At 61.5% G+C, this 20,095-nt stretch carries 20 protein-coding genes; 8 read left to right on the top strand and 12 right to left on the bottom strand.

Annotated features, from left to right (window positions below):
- The first annotated feature begins 19 nt into the window (after positions 1–19).
- Both ARC39_RS12295 and ARC39_RS12290 read left to right on the top strand, forming a co-directional pair.
- A complete protein-coding gene (locus tag ARC39_RS12295) occupies positions 20–1,690 on the top strand; it encodes an alpha-glucosidase family protein (RefSeq protein WP_068114835.1) in 1,671 nt (556 codons plus the stop codon).
- A gap of 18 nt (positions 1,691–1,708) precedes the next feature.
- Positions 1,709–2,803, top strand: a complete 1,095-nt coding sequence (locus tag ARC39_RS12290; RefSeq protein ID WP_068114834.1) for an ABC transporter ATP-binding protein — start codon at positions 1,709–1,711, stop codon at positions 2,801–2,803.
- 28 nt (positions 2,804–2,831) lie between these two features.
- On the opposite strand, the gene ARC39_RS12285 is transcribed toward ARC39_RS12290, so the two are convergent.
- Positions 2,832–3,614, bottom strand: a complete 783-nt coding sequence (locus tag ARC39_RS12285; RefSeq protein ID WP_068114832.1) for an SHOCT domain-containing protein — start codon at positions 3,612–3,614, stop codon at positions 2,832–2,834.
- Between the two features lie 359 nt (positions 3,615–3,973).
- On the opposite strand from ARC39_RS12285, the gene guaB reads away from it, so the two are divergent.
- The gene (gene guaB, locus ARC39_RS12280) at positions 3,974–5,428 is read left to right on the top strand and encodes an IMP dehydrogenase (protein ID WP_068114830.1); all 1,455 of its coding nucleotides are present in this window, start codon (positions 3,974–3,976) and stop codon (positions 5,426–5,428) included.
- A 129-nt stretch (positions 5,429–5,557) separates the two neighbouring features.
- On the opposite strand, the gene ubiV is transcribed toward guaB, so the two are convergent.
- The 4 genes from ubiV to ARC39_RS12260 form a co-directional block, all read right to left on the bottom strand.
- On the bottom strand, positions 5,558–6,481 hold the full coding sequence (gene ubiV, locus ARC39_RS12275) for a ubiquinone anaerobic biosynthesis protein UbiV (protein ID WP_068114828.1): 924 nt from the start codon (positions 6,479–6,481) through the stop codon (positions 5,558–5,560).
- 4 nt (positions 6,482–6,485) lie between these two features.
- Positions 6,486–7,484, bottom strand: coding sequence for a ubiquinone anaerobic biosynthesis protein UbiU (ubiU, locus tag ARC39_RS12270; protein ID WP_068115182.1), 999 nt, complete (start codon positions 7,482–7,484; stop codon positions 6,486–6,488).
- Positions 7,485–7,504: 20 nt separating this feature from the next.
- Positions 7,505–8,026, bottom strand: coding sequence for a ubiquinone anaerobic biosynthesis accessory factor UbiT (ubiT, locus tag ARC39_RS12265; RefSeq protein ID WP_078059227.1), 522 nt, complete (start codon positions 8,024–8,026; stop codon positions 7,505–7,507).
- Positions 8,027–8,220: 194 nt separating this feature from the next.
- The gene (locus tag ARC39_RS12260) at positions 8,221–8,667 is read right to left on the bottom strand and encodes an iron-sulfur cluster assembly scaffold protein (RefSeq protein ID WP_068114826.1); all 447 of its coding nucleotides are present in this window, start codon (positions 8,665–8,667) and stop codon (positions 8,221–8,223) included.
- A gap of 66 nt (positions 8,668–8,733) precedes the next feature.
- Between ARC39_RS12260 and hisI the strand changes: the two genes are divergently transcribed.
- Positions 8,734–9,093, top strand: a complete 360-nt coding sequence (hisI, locus tag ARC39_RS12255) for a phosphoribosyl-AMP cyclohydrolase (RefSeq protein ID WP_068114825.1) — start codon at positions 8,734–8,736, stop codon at positions 9,091–9,093.
- A 31-nt stretch (positions 9,094–9,124) separates the two neighbouring features.
- On the opposite strand, the gene gluQRS is transcribed toward hisI, so the two are convergent.
- The 5 genes from gluQRS to gyrA all read right to left on the bottom strand — a co-directional run bounded on the left by gluQRS (position 9,125) and on the right by gyrA (position 15,518).
- Positions 9,125–9,976 (bottom strand): tRNA glutamyl-Q(34) synthetase GluQRS, encoded by an 852-nt coding sequence (gene gluQRS / locus ARC39_RS12250; RefSeq protein ID WP_068115180.1) that lies wholly within the window; start codon positions 9,974–9,976, stop codon positions 9,125–9,127.
- Positions 9,977–10,130: 154 nt separating this feature from the next.
- Entirely contained in the window at positions 10,131–10,319 is a 189-nt protein-coding gene (locus ARC39_RS12245) for a hypothetical protein (protein ID WP_068114824.1), read from the bottom strand.
- Positions 10,316–11,698 (bottom strand): methylenetetrahydrofolate--tRNA-(uracil(54)-C(5))-methyltransferase (FADH(2)-oxidizing) TrmFO, encoded by a 1,383-nt coding sequence (gene trmFO, locus ARC39_RS12240; RefSeq protein WP_068114823.1) that lies wholly within the window; start codon positions 11,696–11,698, stop codon positions 10,316–10,318. The genes ARC39_RS12245 and trmFO overlap by 4 nt, the downstream gene beginning before the upstream one ends.
- A 188-nt stretch (positions 11,699–11,886) precedes the next feature.
- Positions 11,887–12,453 carry a hypothetical protein gene (locus ARC39_RS12235; protein WP_149866406.1) on the bottom strand — a complete coding sequence of 189 codons (567 nt, stop codon included), beginning with the start codon at positions 12,451–12,453 and terminating at the stop codon, positions 11,887–11,889.
- 305 nt (positions 12,454–12,758) lie between these two features.
- Positions 12,759–15,518, bottom strand: a complete 2,760-nt coding sequence (gene gyrA, locus ARC39_RS12230) for a DNA gyrase subunit A (protein ID WP_068114819.1) — start codon at positions 15,516–15,518, stop codon at positions 12,759–12,761.
- A 191-nt stretch (positions 15,519–15,709) separates the two neighbouring features.
- On the opposite strand from gyrA, the gene ARC39_RS12225 reads away from it, so the two are divergent.
- Both ARC39_RS12225 and ARC39_RS12220 read left to right on the top strand, forming a co-directional pair.
- Positions 15,710–15,976 carry an usg protein gene (locus ARC39_RS12225; protein ID WP_068114817.1) on the top strand — a complete coding sequence of 89 codons (267 nt, stop codon included), beginning with the start codon at positions 15,710–15,712 and terminating at the stop codon, positions 15,974–15,976.
- A 160-nt stretch (positions 15,977–16,136) separates the two neighbouring features.
- Positions 16,137–16,571 (top strand): GNAT family N-acetyltransferase, encoded by a 435-nt coding sequence (locus ARC39_RS12220; RefSeq protein ID WP_161470962.1) that lies wholly within the window; start codon positions 16,137–16,139, stop codon positions 16,569–16,571.
- 75 nt (positions 16,572–16,646) lie between these two features.
- Here the strand turns inward: ARC39_RS12220 and ARC39_RS12215 are convergent, their stop codons facing one another.
- Both ARC39_RS12215 and ARC39_RS12210 read right to left on the bottom strand, forming a co-directional pair.
- Positions 16,647–17,111: a disulfide bond formation protein B gene (locus ARC39_RS12215; protein WP_068114813.1), complete on the bottom strand. Its 465-nt coding sequence runs from the start codon at positions 17,109–17,111 to the stop codon at positions 16,647–16,649.
- Positions 17,108–17,686 (bottom strand): YqaA family protein, encoded by a 579-nt coding sequence (locus tag ARC39_RS12210; RefSeq protein ID WP_068114812.1) that lies wholly within the window; start codon positions 17,684–17,686, stop codon positions 17,108–17,110. The genes ARC39_RS12215 and ARC39_RS12210 overlap by 4 nt, the downstream gene beginning before the upstream one ends.
- Positions 17,687–17,757: 71 nt before the next feature.
- Here ARC39_RS12210 and ypfJ point away from each other — a divergent pair, with 71 nt between their 5' ends.
- Both ypfJ and ARC39_RS12200 read left to right on the top strand, forming a co-directional pair.
- On the top strand, positions 17,758–18,615 hold the full coding sequence (gene ypfJ, locus ARC39_RS12205) for a KPN_02809 family neutral zinc metallopeptidase (protein WP_068114810.1): 858 nt from the start codon (positions 17,758–17,760) through the stop codon (positions 18,613–18,615).
- A 140-nt stretch (positions 18,616–18,755) separates the two neighbouring features.
- Complete coding sequence (locus ARC39_RS12200) at positions 18,756–20,045, top strand: flavin-dependent oxidoreductase (RefSeq protein ID WP_068114808.1); 1,290 nt, start codon at positions 18,756–18,758, stop codon at positions 20,043–20,045.
- Positions 20,046–20,095: the final 50 nt, after the last annotated feature.

Raw genomic sequence — 20,095 nt, 5'->3', positions numbered from 1 at the left:
CTGAATACAAGAGGCCGACATGAGCTTCGTTGACACCCATCCCGACGCCGCCGCAGCGCCGAGGGCCATGACGACCGACCCCGACTGGTGGCGCGGCGCGGTGATCTACCAGATCTATCCGCGCTCCTACCAGGACACGAACGGCGACGGGATCGGCGACCTTGCCGGGATCATCCACAGGCTGCCCCATATCGCGTCGCTCGGCGTGGACGGGATCTGGATATCGCCCTTCTTCCGGTCTCCGATGTTGGATTTTGGCTACGATGTCTCGGACTACTGCGATGTGGATCCGATGTTCGGGTCGCTTGGCGATTTCGATGCACTGATCGAGCGTGCGCACGAACTTGGACTGAAGGTACTGATCGACCTTGTGCTTTCGCATACCTCCTCGCAGCATCCCTGGTTCCAGGAGAGCCGTCAGAGCCGGGAAAACGCGCGCGCCAACTGGTATGTATGGGCCGACCCCAAGCCCGACGGGACCCCGCCCAATAACTGGCTTTCCATCTTTGGCGGCTCTGCCTGGGAATGGGATGGGGAGCGGATGCAGTACTACTTGCACAACTTCCTGATCGACCAGCCCGATCTCAATTTCCATGAACCCGCCGTTCAGGATGCCTTGCTCGACGTGGCGCGCTTCTGGCTCGATCGCGGGGTCGATGGGTTCCGCTTGGATACGGTGAATTTCTATGTCCACGACAAGGCGTTGCGGGACAATCCTCCGCTGGCGCCCGAAGATATCAATGACAAGACCGCGCCGGCCGTAAACCCGTACAACTTCCAGGATCATCTCTACGACAAGACCCAGCCCGAGAACCTGGCATTCCTCGCCCGGCTGCGCACGTTGATGGATCAGTACGACGCCATTACCTCGGTCGGAGAAGTGGGCGAAAGCCAACGTGGCATGGAAGTGCAAGCGGAGTATACCGCCGGTACCGATCGGCTGCACATGTGCTACGATTTTGCGTTTCTTTCCAACACCTTTCCGTCCGGAACATTCGTGTCCGAGACACTTGAAAAGTTCAATGAGATCGCACCGGACAGTTGGGCATGCTGGGCGTTCTCAAATCACGACGTGCCACGCTATGTGTCCCGCTGGGGGCTGACGTCGGAGCAGAACCGGGTGCTGGCAGCGCTGCTGCTGTGTATGCGCGGGTCGGTTTGCCTGTATCAGGGCGAGGAACTCGGACTGGAAGAAGTCTATGTTGCATTCGAGGAACTTCAGGACCCGTACGGCAAGCGGTTCTGGCCCAAGTTCCGTGGTCGCGACGGGTGTCGGACGCCGATGCCGTGGAACCGTGACAATCTCAATGGTGGCTTCACGGAGGGCAAGCCCTGGCTGCCTGTCTCGGTCGAACACCTCAACCATGCGGTGAACCTTCAGGAGGTGGACGGCGATAGCATGCTTGCCTTCTACCGCCGAATGATCGGCTTCCGACGGACTCACGAAGCATTGGCCAAGGGGAGTTTCGAGACGGTCGAGGCCGACGAGGCATTCCTGTCGTTCGTTCGGACCCATGGCAATACGCGGGTATTCTGCGCGTTCAATCTCACCGATGGCGAGCGGCAGGTCGCTCTGCCGACGGGGAATTGGGCCCAGGACGAAGGTGCACCCTTCGTCTCGACATTCGATGCGGGCGGCATCACCTTGCCGCCTTACCAGGCGGCCTTTGCCGTCGAACGGACCGTTTGAGCAGGGGAGACGCAGGACATGGCCGGATTGAAACTCACCAACGTCGCGAAGAGCTACGGCGACGTTTCCGTGCTCAAGGACATCAACCTCGACATCGACGCAGGCGAGTTGATCGTCTTCGTCGGACCCTCGGGTTGCGGCAAGTCCACGCTGCTGCGCATGATTGCCGGACTGGAGAAAATTACCGGCGGCGAGCTACAGATCGATGGGCAGGTCGTGAACGACGTCCCACCAGCGCAACGTGGCATCGCGATGGTGTTCCAGTCCTACGCGCTCTATCCGCACATGACCGTACGTGACAACATGGCCTTCGCCCTGAAGCTGGCCAAGATGAGCAAAGCGGAGATCGATACGGCCGTGAACAAGGCCGCCGACATCCTCCAACTCACCCCCTATCTCGACCGCTTGCCCAAGGCGCTCTCGGGCGGTCAACGGCAACGGGTGGCGATCGGACGCTGCATTGTGCGCGATCCCAAGGTGTTCCTGTTCGACGAACCCCTTTCCAACCTCGACGCGGCCCTGCGGGTTGCCACGCGGCTGGAGATTGCCCAGCTCAAGGAAAGCATGCCGGACCGCACGATGATCTACGTCACCCACGACCAGGTGGAAGCGATGACGCTCGCCTCGCGCATCGTGGTCCTGGCGAACAAGGGCATCAGCCAGGTCGGCACGCCGCTGGAGCTGTACGAAAAGCCACAGAACGAGTTCGTTGCCCAGTTCATCGGCTCTCCGGCGATGAACCTTTTCCCCGGGGAGATCGTCGAGACCGGCGAACACACCAAGGTACGCCTCGACGGTGGGCACGGTATCGTGCAATCCGCATATCCGTCGAAAGCCGGCGACATGGGCGCACGGGTCAATGTCGGTATCCGGCCAGAGGATCTGCAACTGACCGATGAGACCGTGGAGTCCTACTCCGGCAAGGTCGACGTGCAGGAGAACCTCGGCGAGGTCACGCTCCTCTTCTTCGTGCCCGACTCCGAGGGGATGGAGCCTGTCATCGCCAAGCTTCCGGGCATCCACCGTGGGTTGAAAGGTCAGACGCTGAACCTCGCCGCGGCGCCCGAGAAGGTGCACGTGTTCCTCGACGGGATCTCGCTGCTCTACCGTTAAATGAGGCCGGTTGGCCCGGTCTGTCCGATCAGATGCGGGCCAAGATCTCGGCTTTCTTCTGATTGAATTCCTCGTCTGTCAGGACCCCCGCGTCCCTGAGGCTTCCGAGCTTTTCAAGCAGTGCGAACGGATCATCGCCTGCGGTGTTCGGCGCGCCGGAGGGCGCCTCAACGGCTGGTTCGACGTATTGCGTCGGTTGCGGAGCAGAAGGCTGCGCGACAGGCGTGCCAACATCCGGACCGGCAGTGGGCGTATCGCCAGCCTTCGGCAGAGACGAGAGTGCGAACTGGCCATACTGGCTGGAGAAGCTGATGCCAGCGTAGGGATCTCCCGGACCGGATTGTTGTTGTCCCCAGCCGCCGATCTGATGATCCAGCGTGTCCAGCAACACGATGGGTGCGCCCGTGCCGGGGTCGAAGGCGATGCGGCGCGCCTGCGGAAAATAGGCATAGCGCACCTGGTTCTGCCCGCCAACCGACGCCGGTTGACCCAGATCCGCCGGCCACCAGGCGCTGCCGGCAATGGTTTGCGGAACGGCAAAAAACGGCGCGACGGACATCGCGTTTGTGAGGTCGTTACACAGCGTCTCGACCTGGTACTTGAGACCGTTGTTGAACATATCTCCAACCATGGTCATGCCACCAGCCATCCATTGGCCGGAGCCGCCCAACTCGGGGATATTGAACTGCGCCATGGTGCCGCCTCCCTGGGCGACAGCACGCGCCATCTGCTCCACCGCCTGCGTCGACAGGCCATGGGATTGGGCCAGTGCGTTGATCGTGGTTTGACCGTGGTCGGTGATATCCGTCATTGGGTGCCCTCTACGGCAATATTCAACGTCAATGACGACCCTATGTCATACCGCCGTCGCCGTGGCGAGGCGGGACTTTGGGCAGGGCGCACAAATAGCGGTCATCGATTTCTGGCCGGACTGCACAGGGTTTGATTTCGCAGAGGCACGCGAGACCGTCGGTGTACCAACGCCTTTACGACCAGCGGCGCGGCGGCGACGGCAGGTAGCGGCGACCCGAGGTATCTACGTGGGACATGCCTGACATGCCGGGCACAAAATCTGCCATCGTCGCGCCTGATTGTCCCTTATCTGGGGTTCCCCATCCGATGAATCCGTGTATAGGGGGTACGCCAAACGACCCCCACCAGGAGAGTGCGATGGAGATTCGTGAGGCCCTGACCTTCGATGACGTTCTGCTTGTTCCCGCCGAGAGCCGCGTACTTCCGGCGCAGGCGGATACATCCACGCGTGTGACCCGCTCGATCCGCTTGAACATCCCACTGCTAAGCTCGGCGATGGATACGGTGACAGAAGCCAAGATGGCGATTGCCATGGCGCAGGCGGGTGGCATGGGGGTGTTGCACCGTAACCTGAGCATCGACGAGCAGGCGCGGCAGGTGCGGCGTGTGAAGCGGTTCGAGAGCGGCGTGGTCTACAATCCCGTAACCCTGACGCCCGAGCAGACGCTGGCGGACGCAAAGGACTTGCAGGAACGCTACAACATCACCGGCTTTCCGGTGGTGGACGACAGGGGTCTTGTCGTCGGCATCGTGACCAACCGGGACATGCGCTTTGCCGAAAACGACGATACCCCGGTGCGGGCGATGATGACCGCGTCGGATCTCGCGATTCTCACCGAGCCCGCGGATCTGGGCGAGGCACGGGCCATGATGCGGGAACGCCGGATCGAGAAACTGCTCGTGACCGACAAGGCAGGAAAGCTCACCGGGCTACTGACATTGAAGGACATCGAGCAGGCTGTATTGAACCCGCAAGCCTGCAAAGACGCACTCGGACGTCTGAGAGTCGCCGCGGCCTCCACCGTGGGAGACGCCGGTTTCGAACGCAGCCAGGCGCTCGTGGAATCCGGTGTGGACATGATCGTAATCGACACGGCGCATGGGCACTCTGAAGGAGTTGCACGCGCCGTGGAGCGCGCCAAGGCTCTTTCCAACGAGGTGCAGATCGTGGCCGGCAATGTCGCCACGGCCGCAGCCACGCGGACCCTGATCGACGCCGGCGCCGACGCCATCAAGGTGGGGATCGGACCGGGCTCGATTTGCACAACGCGCATGGTCGCCGGCGTGGGTGTGCCGCAGCTTACGGCAATTGCCGATTGCGCTGCCGCGGCCTCCGAGCGCGACGTGCCGGTGATCGCAGACGGCGGCATCAAGTTCTCCGGAGATTTCGCCAAGGCGATCGCCGCCGGCGCAAGCTGCGCGATGGTTGGCTCAATGCTGGCGGGAACGGACGAGAGCCCGGGCGAGGTTATCCTCTACCAGGGACGGTCGTTCAAATCCTACCGCGGCATGGGCAGCCTCGGCGCCATGGCGCGCGGATCCGCCGACCGCTATTTCCAGAAAGACGCCGCTTCGGACAAGCTGGTGCCGGAAGGAATCGAGGGGCAGGTACCCTACAAGGGCTCCGCGGGTGCGGTCATCCATCAACTGGTGGGGGGGCTTCGGGCGGCCATGGGCTACACCGGAAAGGCCACGGTGGATGAAATGCGGGGCAAGTGCGATTTCGTGCGGATTACCGGCGCGGGCCTGAAGGAGAGCCACGTCCACGATGTCCAGATCACGAGGGAAAGCCCGAATTACCGGCTAGGATAACGTGACGAAGACACCACCGGCTTGACCGTTCGCAGGCGCTTGGAACACGCGCGGGCGGGCCCGAAGGAAGGAGGCGCATCTGGGATGCGCCCACGACGGGCGGGAGCGGTCGCGGTCGGCTGTTCCGTCTCAGGCCAGCGGGCGTGCGTTGGCTTCGATCCGGCGGTGCCCGGCTTCCCCGTACCAGAAGCCGTTCGAGAATGGCGCCTCTATCGGGATCTCGTCGAAACGCGCCTCGGCCTCCGTCGTGTCAATGCGAGCATTCCGTATGTCGTCGAACACGCTGGCGACGGCGACCATGTCGGTGTCCTGCGGCAACAGCCGCAGATCCGTCACACCGATTTCCGCCATTGCGGGAACTTCGGCAAAGAGGTTCACATAGGAATGCGACAGGGTCTGGATGCCGTTTACCCGTAGGAAGGCCTCGCCATCGCGGGTGTCGAGCGGGAGTCCATCGGAGTGCTCTTCGCAAACGAATTGGCAATTATCCTTCGTGCGCCCATAGGCTCGCGCATGATAGCAGCGGGCCGAGGTCGCGAGACCAGCGCGGCCGAAGACCTGCACCTCCAGCCCAACCCCGAGTGCAGCCGCGCGCTGCGCCATGCCGGCCACGGATGTTGCGGGCATCTCCACTGGAACCGTGACATGGGTTGCGCCGCGCTCCGCCAGATGGGCCAGGGTTTCGCCGTTGTAGACCATCATGAACGGGCCAATGCGGTGCCTGCGCCCAGGTGGCAGATGGAACAGCGCCGCTGCGTTGTTGACCTCGATCTCCAACTCGTTTTGTCCGGCCAGCTCGGCGCAGGCCTTGCGTTCGCGCTTCAGCATGACTTCGGCCAACCCGCTGAATACGACCCGCTTGCCTGCACGCGACAGCCGCTCCGCCACCTCGGGCAGATGCTGGTCAAAAAACGGCTGACGCTTGGAGCAGATCACCTCGCCCAGGTAGACCGTGTCGACCGGCGCCTCGTCGGCAATCCGGGCATAGAAATCGCGCTTCTTCTCCGCCGCCCAGAAGTAGTGGATCGGGCCGATCGTCAGTCCGGGTGTCATGCTGCTACCGCCATTTCTTCGTCTTGTACGCGCCTTCGGTCTGCTTTTGTCCCTCGGTCAGTGCCGCGAGATCGGACAGGGCAGGCTCTAGGCCGTCGCGGATATCGTCCACCGCCGCGCGGAATGCGGCGACTACCTTTTTCACGTAGGCGCGGCTGCGTTGGCGGCCCTCGATCTTGAACGCGTTGACGCCGGCGTCCATCAGTTCAGGCAAAAGGCGCGAGAGGTTCAGGCTTATCGGTTCTTCAAAGGCGTAGTATCCTTCAGGATGCTCCGAATTGCAGAACCGCCCCTTGCAGATCGTGGGGTAGCCGGCGCTTTCGTCCGGTCCGAAGCGGTCGATGGTGAAGGGGCCAAGGCGCGTCGCCATGCCTCCTTCGGCGTCGCGGCGGTACTCGACCAGATGCGCGGGGGAGCAGACGCCGTCCATGTTGGTCGACAAGCCAGTAGCGTAATTGGTCAGCGAACACCGGCCTTCCACCATCAGCCCGTGGTTGCCAAAGATGAAGGTTTCGATCTCGCAAGGGATCTCCTGCTTGATCTCGCGGATCTCAGGGATCGTCAGTATCCGCGGCAGCACCACCCGCCTTACACCGAATTCGCGCACGTAGTAGCGGATCGCATCAGGGCTGGCGGCCGCCGCCTGCACCGACAGGTGAAGCCGCTTGTCCGGATGGTTGTCTGCGACATAGGCGGCAACACCCATGTCGGCCACGATATAGGCATCCACATCGAGGTCGGCCCCCAGGTCGGCCGCTTCGCGCCACAGGCCGAACTTACCTTCGGGCGGGTAGGTGTTGAGCGCGAGAAGTACCTTCGCACCCTTCTCGTGCGCATATTGGACCGCCTTTCCAAGCTCTTGGGGCGTGAAGTTCAATCCTGGGAAATTTCGTGCATTGGTTGCGTTCTGAAATCCGCAGTAGATCGAGTCCGCTCCGGCATCCACCGCTGTTCGCAGCGCGGCCGGTGTACCAGCAGGGCAGACGAGTTCACCTGTCGTCATTTCGATTGCCTTCGTTTCTGTCACTCGGAGTTTTCGGCCAAGGCGCGTAGTCGTCGAAGTGCGAGCCGTCCTGGCGCGCCGAACATGTCGGCCACATCCTCGGCAATCGAACCTTCGACGTCGTCGAGCGCATTGCGCAACGTCACCACTGCTTCCGTGTCGCCGGAGATCAGCAGATCGCGCGAAAAGAAAATCGCGTCGCCGTCGATTTCCGCATCCAGCATCCGAAGGAGCATCAGCACGTCGCCCGCGATATGCGCTTTGTGAGGCGGAAGGCGGTCTTTTCGAACCGCCCGGAAGACGAGCGCGCGAGGATTGGGCCGCAAGTGCAGCGCCAGCGGCAAATCAGTGAGGTCGATCACGAAATCCGTGCGTTGATGAGCCCCCAGCCGATCGAAGACCTCCGGGTGCATCCGCGCTATGCGCCGCACAATGCGGTACAATATCGGTTGCAACGGCAGGAGTGGCACCGGAACATCGGCAAGACGGAACGGCACGCGTTGGTCTGTCGTGGCGCTGTTTTCGGGGGCAGTCGGCGTCATGACACGCAGCTATCACACATGGGCGGGGCAACCTTGACCAAAGTCAACGGAACCCGTCGCCGTACTTGCCGCTGTCGTAGACCGGAAGTTCACGCACGTGCGGCGAGCCCCATCGTGCCCGCTCTACGCCCGCGGAGGCACCTCGGCAACAGCGAAGTCGGGCGTGCAAGGCAGCCTTGGGCGCCGTGCAGGCCTCAGGCCGCCTTCTCCGCTTCGACCAGCGCCTCAAGCGTTGCGTCATAGGCCAGCAGGATAGAAGCATGTCGGTTCGTGAAGTCACGTGCCGGAAGCAGAACTTCAAGCCCATTGAAAGGCGCGTCCGGCACGGGGCCACCTTGCCGCAACATGGCGGCCAACTGGTTTCTCGCACGTTCAATCTCGGCGCGGTCTCGACCGATCACCTGAGAGCCAAGAATTGCCGCAGATGCCTGCCCGAGTGCGCAGGCTTTCACGTCTTGGGCAAATTCGGCAACGCGACCGCCACGCACGACAAGGTCCACCGTAACGGTCGAACCACAGAGCGGCGCCCGCTTCACAACCGTTGCAGAAGGGGCGTCCAGCCGACCGAGGTGCGGGATGTCGGCCGCCAACGCAAGAATGCGTCCGGAATAGAGCTTGACGAGATCGGTTTCGGCGGCCATTGCCTGTCCTCCGGAGCGGTAGATCTCTTCATATCCGGTGCGGCTACAAATGCAAAGGAGCATCCGATGGCCTTCGATCCGCAGAGCCTGTGCTTTGACGCACAGGGGCTCATCCCCGCAATTGCGCAGCAAGAAGGCTCCGGTGAGGTGCTAATGATGGCGTGGATGAACGCCGAGGCCGTTGAGAAGACACTTGCAAGCGGCCGTGTAACGTATTGGTCCAGATCCAGAAGTTCGTTCTGGATCAAGGGGGAGTCCTCCGGACATGTGCAGGAATTGGTGGAGATGCGGGTCGACTGCGACCGCGACTGCCTTCTGGTGATCGTTCGTCAAACCGGGCCGGCTTGCCATACCAACCGCCGAAGTTGCTTCTACACGGCGATCAGAGAGGGTGACGAGGTCGAAATCCTCACCCCGATGGCATGAGATGGTAGTGCGCCTCGAATGGCGCAACGCCCTATAGGCCAACCATGTGGCGGACCTCCAGTGGCGACACTCCGTCGTCGCGGTATTTCGATATTGCCCGCGCGTCGTCGCGTTTGGCGAGCCGCTTGCCAGAATCGTCACGGATCAAGCGGTGGTGATGATAACGGGGCGTCGGAAGGTTCATGAGCTTCTGCAATAGCACGTGGATTGCGGTGGCCGGGAACAGATCCTCTCCGCGCACGACGTGGGTGATCGCCTGAGCGGCATCGTCGAGCACGACAGCGAGGTGATAGGATGTTCCCATGTCGCGCCGAGCCAATACGATATCGCCGATATGCTCGATCAAGTGTGTCGCCGAAATCGAAAATGCGCCGGTTTCCCCGTGGCTTCCACGCCCATCTTCAATGAATGAAACAGTTTCAACGATTTCGACGGCCTTTTCCATGTCAAGACGGAGCGCATCGTCAGGCAGGAAACCGCGGCGCGGGCGATTCCGGCAGGTGCCGGGATAGACGATCCCGTCGGGTCCGACAATCGGGCCAGCGCCTTCCTGCGGTGCCCGGCTTGCCTCGGCGATGTCCCGTCGGCGGCAGCGACACGGATAGAGAAGACCGCGTCGCCAAAGCCCGTCCAGCGCGTCGCGGTAGGCACGCTGGCGCTCGGATTGACGGAGCACGGGGACCGGCCAGTCGAGACCAAGCCAATGAAGGTCCCGATAGATCAAACTCTCCCATTCCTGCCGCGCGCGGCTGCGGTCGATGTCTTCGATCCGCAAAAGAAAGGTCCCACCGGCTTCGCGCGCAAGTTCATAGGCCAGAACCGCTGAATACGCGTGGCCGAGGTGGAGCGGTCCTGTCGGCGAAGGTGCGAAACGCGTGATCATCCCGTGTTCGTATCGCGACATCGGGCGCTCGCCAACGTTGATCTGGGAAACCTCGCCGTGAAGCGGTCGTCGCGGGGCGTCGCCGGATGTCTACTCTTCATGAATCAGCCAATCCTCAATCCGGATGGAACCGGAAACAGGAACCGCGAATGCGTCAGCGGTCGCGCGCGACGCTGCTCTGATGAATTAGCAGCCAGGCCAGCAAGATGAACATGGGATGGGTGAGCCCGCCGGAAAAAATGATCGCTGGCACCCAGATCAGGAAGACGATGATCCCGACAAATGGACGTCCAGCCAGCATGATCGAAAGCGGTGGTAGCAGGAGGGCAAGAACGTAATTCACGGTGCTACAGGTTCTCGTTCGGCGGATTCGGGCGGCGTGACGGTTTCCAGCCAATTGCGCCAGGCCTCTTTCGCACGGTCTGTGTAGAGCTTGTAACGGACCTTTCGACCGCGCCGCCCGCCCTTGGCTTCCACAGGGCGGAAAAGCCCGAAATTGACGTTCATCGGCTGGAACGTCTTAGCGTCTGCGCCACCGGTGATATGTGTCACCAGCGCGCCCATGGCGGTGTCGACGGGCACGGGCGGCAAGACGTGGCCCAGAACTTCGGCCGCCGCCATGCGCCCGGCCAATAGGCCCATTGCGGCGCTTTCGACGTACCCCTCTACGCCGGTGATTTGCCCGGCAAGTCGAATATGGGGTTTGCTGCGCAGGCGCATTTCACCGTCAAGCAGCGTAGGTGAATTGATGAATGTATTTCGATGAATGCCACCCAGACGCGCAAAACGCGCGTTTTCCAGGCCGGGAATCATCCGGAATACAGTTGCTTGCGCGCCGTACTTCATCTTCGTTTGAAAGCCCACGATGTTGTAGAGTGTCCCGAGCGCATTGTCGCGCCTGAGCTGGACCACCGCGTAGGCCTTCTCGTCCGGTTTGTGCCGGTTGGTAAGCCCGACCGGCTTCATAGGCCCGTGCCGCAGTGTCTCCCGGCCGCGCTCCGCCATCACTTCGATTGGCAGACAACCGTCGAAGTACCGAGCTGTTTCACCGTCGTGGAACTCGGTTTTCTCTGCGACGAGCAGGGCGTCGATAAACGCCTCGTACTGGTCGCGGGTCATGGGGCAGTTGAGGTAGGCGGTGCGCTCTTCCTCTGTTTCGCCCTTGTCGTAGCGCGACTGCATCCAGGCTGTGCCCATGTCAACGGAGTCAAAGTAGACGATGGGAGCGATGGCATCGAAAAACGCGAGGCTCTCTTGGCCGGTTTCCGCGGCAATCGCATCAGCCAACGCGCCGGACGTGAGCGGGCCCGTGGCGATGATGACTGGGCCGTCGTCGGGGCCGGGCAGGGCGGTGACCTCACCTTCCTTGACCGTCACCAGCGGATGCGCGCGCAGCTTTCGCGTAACCTCCTCGGAGAACGGATCGCGGTCCACCGCCAGCGCACCACCGGCGGGCAGGGCATGTGCGTCAGCGGTTGTCATGATGAGCCCGCCGGCCGCCCGCATCTCCCAGTGTAGCAGGCCGACGGCATTGTTCTCGTCGTCGTCCGAGCGGAAGGAATTGGAACAGACCATCTCGGCAAGGTTGCCGGTCTGGTGGGCAAATGTGCCGACGCTCGGCCGCATTTCATGCAGAACGACCGGAACACCGGCCTGTGCGGCTTGCCAGGCGGCTTCGGAGCCGGCCATTCCGCCTCCGACGATGTGAATTGCGCGTGTCATGCAAGCGATCTAGGGGATAGCCTGCGGTTTGAAAAGGCACAGGGTCGTGGATTCCGCGTGTTCCGGCAATGCGCTTTTCGGTGAATGGCGCCCCGTGTGCCTGCGCACCGTACGCGCTGAAAGCAGAAAACCGGACCAATGCTGGTCCGGTTCTTCATTGTGTGCCCGTATGTCGAACGCAGTTGCGGTCAGTTCGAGCGAGCGATTTCGAATTCCTCGCGGAAAATGTCCTCGAGTTCTTCCACCGATACCGGTTCGCGCATGTGCTCCCGGCGGCGATCCGCGATCCGGGCCCGTTGGGCGGTGAGCGGTTGCTTCTCGTCCTCTTCCGGGATGACGACCGCCCGCGGGTCGACCGTGCGCGGCGCGATCTTGCGCCGAAGGGGAGAGCGCTTGCCGTGGTTGCGCGGATCGGTTTCGGCATAGGTCAGCATAAGCGCTGCAATCAGTGCCAGATCCCGCCAGAACCCGCCGAGTTCGTCGACGATGCCGAGATCCAGCATGCGCAGGTAGCTCGACCAGAAGGTGAGAATTCCCAGTGTGAGAGCGGCACCACGGAGCCAGACCCCGATCATCACGAGGTAAGACAGCAGGAAAACGAGGCTGCCGCTCGCAAGCCCGGCGAGGGGCATGGGCAGGAAACGGAGGAACATCGGTGTCAGATCCGTTCCCGGGATTATTCCGATTGCTCCGGCCAGAAAATAGGATGCAATCAGGATCCGGAGCAGGTTTTGCCCCGCAGAACTCAGTACCAATCTATCCCTCGCAATGTTGTACATCGATTCATTCCCGCATTCCGTCGCGTGGCGGCATTCGCTGCGCATGAATGGCACATCCGACCCCCGAAGCGACAATTCCGGTCCGGTGACAGGATTGTGCCGAACTGCGGCGATGACGGGGATGAAAAGAGGAATTTCCGGTCAATGAATGTGGTTGAGGTTGGAGACAAACTGTTTCCGCCCCACCGGACCGGGATGCAGAATCGCACTATTTCTAAGGGAACTCGGTACAGACTGTTTACTTCGGGGGCACAATTGCGCCCCCGAATGGCCCAGATTGCTCAGGTTTCGGCATCGTCTTCGGGCAAGGCATCCTCGTCAGATCCCTGTTCCGCGATCCGCGCAACAGAGACGACCTGTTCGCCTTCGGCGGTGTGGAAAACACGCACGCCCCCAGCCCCGCGCGAGCGGAAGGAGATGCCATCGATCGGGCAGCGAATGGATTGCCCGGTCGACGTGGCAAGCATGATCTGATCGTCCACCTCCACTGGGAAACAAGCGACGAGCGGCCCGCCGCGCATTGCGCGGTCCATAGCCGCCACACCCATACCTCCGCGTCCGCGCACCGGGTAGTCGTGGCTCGAACTCGTCTTGCCCGCGCCGCCGGCGGTAATGGTGAGGATCAGGTCCTCGGACGCCGACATCTCCGCGTATCTCTCCGGCGAAAGCTGACCTGCTTCCACCTCGGCCTCGTCCTCGTCCGCTTCGACTTCCTCGGTTGCGCCTGCAACCAAACGCCGTTGCTTGAGATAAGCCGCGCGCTCCTGCGGGCTCGCCTCGAAGTGGCGGATGACCGACATGGAAACCACGCGGTCACCGTTGTTGAGCTTGATCCCACGCACGCCTACAGACGCCCGGCTGTTGAACACACGAACATCCGTGGTCGGGAAACGGATCGCCCGGCCGCTGTCGGTGACGAGCATGATGTCATCGTCTTCCGAGCAGATCCGGGCGTCGATGAGCTGAGTATCTTCGTGCTCGCCTTCGAATTTCATCGCGATCTTGCCATTGCGCATGACATTGGTGAAATCCGACAGCTTGTTGCGACGCACCGTCCCTGCGGAGGTTGCGAAAACAATCTGAAGATCGTCCCAATCCTCCTCGTCCCGGTCCACCGGCATGATGGCCGCCACGGAGACGCCATTGGGGATCGGCAGGATATTGACGATGGCCTTTCCACGCGCCGCACGGCCGCCCGAGGGCAGGCGCCAGGTCTTGAGCTTGTAGGCCATCCCGTCGGTGGTGAAGAACAGGAGCTGCGTATGCGTGTTGGCGACGAAGAGCGTGGTGACCACGTCGTCGTCCTTCAACCCGCCGCCGGAGAGCCCCTTGCCGCCGCGCCTCTGCGCACGGAAATCGGTAAGTGGTGTCCGCTTGATATAGCCGGACTGCGTCACCGTGACGACCATATCCTCGCGCTCGATGAGGTCTTCATCCTCCATATCGCCGGACCAGTCGACGATCTCGGTGCGGCGCGGCACGGCAAACTGCTCGCGCACCTCGCGCAACTCGTCTGAAATGATCTTCATGATCCGGTCGCGCGAGCGCAGAATGTCGAGATAATCGACGATCTTCGCGGCCAGTTCCTCCAACTCGTCGGTGACTTCCTTGACCCCCATGGCCGTGAGCCGCTGGAGCCGCAGTTCCAGGATCGCGCGCGCCTGCGTCTCGGAGAGGTTGTAGGTCCCGTCCTCGTTCATCTTGTGGGTCGGATCGTCGATCAGCCGGATGTAATCCGCGATGTCCTCGGCTGGCCACCGCCGGGTCATCAGCTTTTCGCGGGCCTCGGCCGGATCGGCCGACGACCGGATGGTCGCCACAACTTCGTCGACGTTGGAAACAGCGACGGCGAGGCCGCAAAGGATATGGGAGCGCTCTCGTGCCTTGCGTAGTTCGAACGCGGTCCGGCGGGCAACGACCTCCTCGCGGAAGTCGACAAAGGCGGTCAGGAACTGGCGCAGCGTAAGTTGCTCAGGACGGCCGCCATTCAGCGCTAGCATGTTGCAGCCAAAGGAGGTTTGCATCGGCGTGAAACGCCAGAGTTGGTTCAACACGACGTCCGGGGTCGCATCCCGCTTTAACTCGATGACCACGCGAACCCCCACGCGGTCAGATTCGTCCGCGACATGGGAAATACCCTCGATCTTCTTGTCGCGGACCATCTCCGCGATCTTCTCGATCATCGAGGCCTTGTTGACCTGATAGGGAATCTCGTCCAGCACGATAGCGTAACGATCCTTGCGGATCTCTTCCACCCGCGTCTTGGCCCGAAGGATCACCGAGCCGCGCCCCTCCAGGTACGCTTTTCGAGCGCCGGAACGGCCCAGCATGACGCCGCCTGTGGGAAAATCAGGCCCCGGAATGTACTGGATTAGGTCTTCGGTCGAGAGATCGGGCTCCTCGATCAGCGCGAGTGTTGCATCAACGACTTCGCCCAAGTTGTGGGGGGGAATATTGGTCGCCATCCCCACCGCAATACCGCCAGCGCCATTGACCAGCATGTTGGGGAACCGCGCCGGCAGGACGGAGGGTTCCTGGTCCTTGCCGTCGTAGTTGTCCTGGAAATCGACAGTGTCCTTGTCGATGTCGGCCAGCAGGAAATTGGCCGGCTTGTCCATTCGGACTTCGGTATAACGCATCGCTGCCGGTGCGTCGCCGTCCATGGATCCGAAATTGCCCTGACCATCGAGCAACGGCAGCGACATGGAGAAATCCTGCGCCATCCGCACCAATGCGTCATAGATCGCACCGTCGCCGTGTGGGTGGTATTTTCCCATGGTGTCGCCAACCGGCCGCGCGGATTTCCGGTACGCCTTATCGCTCGTGTTTCCCGTCTCGTGCATCGCGTAGAGGATGCGCCGATGCACCGGTTTGAGACCGTCGCGCAGATCCGGGATCGCGCGCGCCACGATCACGCTCATCGCGTAATCGAGGTAGGAGTTTTTCATCTCATCGGAGATCGAAATCGTCGGCCCATCGAATGCCGGGCGCTCTGGGCGATCTTCTTCTTGGTTTTCAGGGGGTTCCGGAGTGTCGGTCATTCTCTGCCTGCGATTTGCGCGCACCGCTATATCTTGTTGGCGCATCTTAGCCGATCCGCCATATCGGGTGCAATGGCGGCGGCGCAAATCCCCTATCAGCCATTGCAAGAGAGTGCCAACAGATTGTTTTCTTTGGGAAAGATGTTTGTCGCTGCATCCTATTTGGCACAGGCAATGACAGGAGTACACGAATGACGCGCGAAACCGAACTCATGCTATCGGGATACGGGCTGACGACAGCGGAATTCTTTTACCGGATGCCGGACTACCGAAACGTGCTGAACACGTTCATCTGGCAGGACTATGACCTAGCGCCCGATCACCCGCGGCTATTTCGCTTCATAGAGTTTTGGCAGGAGAAGATCGAAGGCCCACTGCATTCCGTTCGCTTCGTTCATCGAAAAGAAATCGGACCGGGCGAATGGCGCAACGTTCATGGCGAGTTTCTGTTGAACTGAAGCGACGCCGCTGGCGCTTCTCCGGAACGAAGACAGCGCGTACCGATAAAGCGCCGACATCCGGAACGCTCCTCACGTGGATCGCACTGGCCAATAGACAACGCCCAGGGAGCAAGGGCAATGGTTGCGAGGCCCACGGATGGACCGCTATGCGTGGCAGATGACTGATGCCATCCGATATCACGTTCTGAACAAGGGAAACGCTTCGCAATTGCTTGGCGCCGATGTTTTCGACAACGCTGTCGACGACCTGCAATTGGCGACATTCCTGGACGATCCGGGTCACGAGCTCGTCTTCGCAACGGTCCGAGACAAAGTTGTCGGGTTCGCGTCCGGAAACGTTCTCCTCCATCCGGACAAGCAACCCGCGTTCTTTATCAACGAAGTGGGTGTGAACGCGGATATGCGGCGCCGCGGGATCGGTACGTCCCTGTGCGAATGTCTGATCGAGATCGCGCGGGATCGAGGGTGCAAGGGCATCTGGCTTGCCACAGAAATGGAGAACGAAGCGGCACGGGCGCTCTATCGGGGGATCGGCGGTCGGGAGACGGAGCACATCGTCGTTTACGACTGGGACGGCGCGATGGACCCGTAACCGGAGCATCCTCGGAAAGGGCTGGTTGGAAGCATCTGCAAGCCCTTGCCTGCAAGCAGCGGGTGCCTCGTTCGGCTATGCCCGGGACCGGGCCGCGAGCCCCCAGATCACCACCAGGCCCAGCGACAGAAGGATGTTGTAGTTCGCGAAACTGAGACCAAGGATCGAATAGGAGATCTCGTCACATTGCACCACGCCGATGGTTATATCGGTGCTGAGGAGGTCAGCGCCGGTCAGTCCCGACAAGTCCTGCCCGCCGGTACAATCGCTCGGACCCGCCCAGAGTTTGCGCTCGACACCACTGTGGTAGATGGCCAACGCGGTACTCACCACTGCCGCCAACGCGCCGGCAAGCATGAAAACCGTCTTCGGCAGGAAGAGCGCCACGGCTGCGACTGCCACCATGACCGCGTGGGGCCAGCGTTGGAGAATACAGAGATGGCATGGCAGGATCGCCATGACGTACTGGAAGAAAAATGCACCCGCGAGGCTGAGCACCGATCCCGCGAGGGCAACGAGCAGGTAGCCCCGGCGCGTCATAGGTATTTCACGAGATAGAACCCGCCGAGCAACAGGATGACGAACAGCGTGAGCATCAGCCCGAGGCGCTTCTCGATGAAGTCGCGGATTGGCTCACCGAACTTCCACAGCAGACCTGCCACGAGGAAGAACCGCCCTCCGCGCGCGATGATGGAAGTTACCATGAATGTCCAGAAGGGCAGGCCGGTCCAGCCCGACATGATGGTGATGACCTTGTAGGGGAATGGCGTTAGCCCGGCGATCAGCACTGCCCAGAATCCGAAGTCGTTGAATCGCTCGTTGAAGGCTTCCATCTTGTCCGCCTTGCCGAGATGCTCGAGAATCGGTTTGCCGATCTGCTCGAAAGCAAATGCGCCAATGGCGTAACCGAGCATGCCGCCGAGCACGGAGGCGACCATCGCCACCATCGCAATGCGGAAAGCCCTGTGCGGCGTGGCGAGGATCATGGGGATCATCAGCACGTCTGGAGGGATGGGAAAGAAGGAGCTTTCAATGAAAGCGACGATTGCCAGGGCCCACATCGCGTGTTTTCCGGCTGCGAGAGAGATCGTCCAGTCGTATAATCCGCGAAGCAAAGTCGTGTTCCTGTTATAGTCAATGTGCAAACATCACGGGTGGTCCCCGGGGTCAAGCGGGAGAAGGTATTATGAAGTGGCAAGGCCGGCGCGGAAGCCGCAATATTGAGGACAGGCGTGGCAGATCTGGCACGGCCCGGACGGTTGGCGGCGTTGGTGGCATCGGCTTGCTGCTCATCCTCGGCATTGGCTGGCTTCTGGGCATCGACACCTCCGCACTTGTGGGTCCGGCCGGCCAGGGGAACCCGGGCACGACCGGCGGCTATACCGGCTCCGCGGAAGAGGAGGCGGCAGCGCAGTTTGTTTCGGTGGTTCTGGCGGATACCGAGCAAGTCTGGTCGCATATCTTCGAAACGCAGGTCGGAACACCTTACCAGCCGCCTGTGCTGGTGCTGTTCTCCGGCGTGACGCAATCGCCCTGCGGCAATGCCTCCGGCGCAACCGGGCCGTTCTATTGCCCGGTCGATCAGAAGGCCTACCTGGACACGGCTTTTTTCGCCGAGCTGCGCGATCGTTTCGGCGCCAGCGGTGATTTTGCAGCGGCCTATGTCGTGGCACATGAGATCGCTCACCACGTGCAGAACGAACTTGGTATTCTCAGCCAGGCAAACCAGATCCGCGCGCAAGTCAGCCAGGCCGAGTCGAATGCGATTTCGGTTCGGATTGAACTGCAGGCCGATTGCTATTCAGGCGTGTGGGCGCGGGCCGCTCACGAACAACTGGGTACGTTGGAACGGGGCGATTTGCAGGAGGCTTTGGTGGCGGCGCGCGAAATCGGGGATGACACGCTGCAACGCGAAGCGGGCAGGGTGCCACGACCCCATACATTCACACATGGCACCTCCGAGCAGCGCCAGCGCTGGTTCGCCATTGGTGTCGAAACCGGCGATTTGACGGCATGCGACACGTTTGGAACGGATCGGTTATAGGCCGCCACTGATCCGGAAGCGGATATGCACCTGCTTCATGCCTCGCGAAGAAAATCGCAAACCGCGGTTGCAATCTCGGGCAGGCCGAACGCATAGGGTGGAGGCGTTGAACGCATGAAACCAACTGGGGGAAATCACCTATGACAGTCCTGATATGCGGCGCCGGCGTTGCCGGCCTCACCTTGGGGTTGTCTCTTCACCAGGTCGGCGTGCCGTTCCGGATCATCGAGGCCATTGCCGTTCTTCGCCCGCTCGGCTTCGGGATCAACCTGCAACCGCACGCTGTGCGGGAGCTCTATGACCTCGGCCTGAAAGACAAGTTGGAGCGCAGCGGGGTCCTGACGGAGCGTACCAGCTATTTCAATAACCGAGGTCAGGAAGTCTGGTCGGAACCGCGCGGGCGCGCTGCGGGGTACGACTATCCGCAGATATCGGTGCACCGGGGCGCATTGCAGATGATGCTGCATGAAACCCTGGTGGAGCGCTGTGGCCCCAAGGTTATCCTGGCCGGTGCAAAGGTATCTGAGTGGTCCGAAACACCCCGCGGGCTGGAAGTTGTGCTCACCGACCGGCAGTACGGTTACGAGATTGACCGGTTGCGGGGCTCCCTGCTGGTTGCCAGCGACGGCGCGCGGTCCCATACGCGGAAAGTCCTCTTCCCCGATGCCGGCGCTGCAAACTGGCGCAAGTCGATGATGTGGCGGGGCGTGGCGCGGGCAATGAAGTTCCTGGACGGGCGTACAATGACGATCTCCGGAACGAAGGGAATGAAGTTTGTCGCGTATCCAATTGGAGATAGGGGTAAAACACAAAGCTTTGTCCACTGGATCGCGGACCTTCCGCTAACGCCTGACCGCGACTACGACAGCCAGGACTGGAGCCGCAAAGGTAGCATCGACGACGTGCTTCCGAGTTTCGCGGACTGGAAATTCGACTGGCTCGACATACCGGCGCTGATCGGCAGCACAACCGATGTCTGGGAATGGCCAATGGTGGACCGTGACCCGCTGCCCCATTGGACGGAGGGCCGGGTCGCATTGCTGGGCGACGCTGCGCATCCCATGTACCCCATCGGATCAAATGGCGCGTCGCAGGGTATCCTCGACGCCCGCGTTCTGGCGCGCGAGGTCGGTCAGATGGGTGCAATTCCCGACGCACTCTGGAGCTACGACCGGATCCGCCGGAACCCCGTCAACAGCATCATCCTCGCCAACCGCAACGAGGGGCCGGACGCCGTACTCGATGCCGTGGCAGACCGCGCTCCGGATGGGTTCGACGATATCGACACCGTGATGAGCGAAGCCGAGCGCCGCGAATTCTCCGATCGCTACAAAAAGGCGACCGGCTTGACCGTGGAAGAGATCAATGCCCAACCGTCCATTATCGGTCCGGTTTCCAACGCACCTGTGATCGCACCGGCCGGGGACTGAGCGCGCCTATACGCGTGGAGCGGCCACATCGGCGAATTGTCGAGTCCGGT

Source organism: Tropicimonas marinistellae, assembly GCF_001509585.1.
GTDB classification, from domain to species: Bacteria; Pseudomonadota; Alphaproteobacteria; order Rhodobacterales; family Rhodobacteraceae; genus Tropicimonas; species Tropicimonas marinistellae.
The sequence above is the reverse complement of the archived record's forward strand: the minus strand, read 5'-3'. Positions and strand labels throughout refer to the sequence as shown.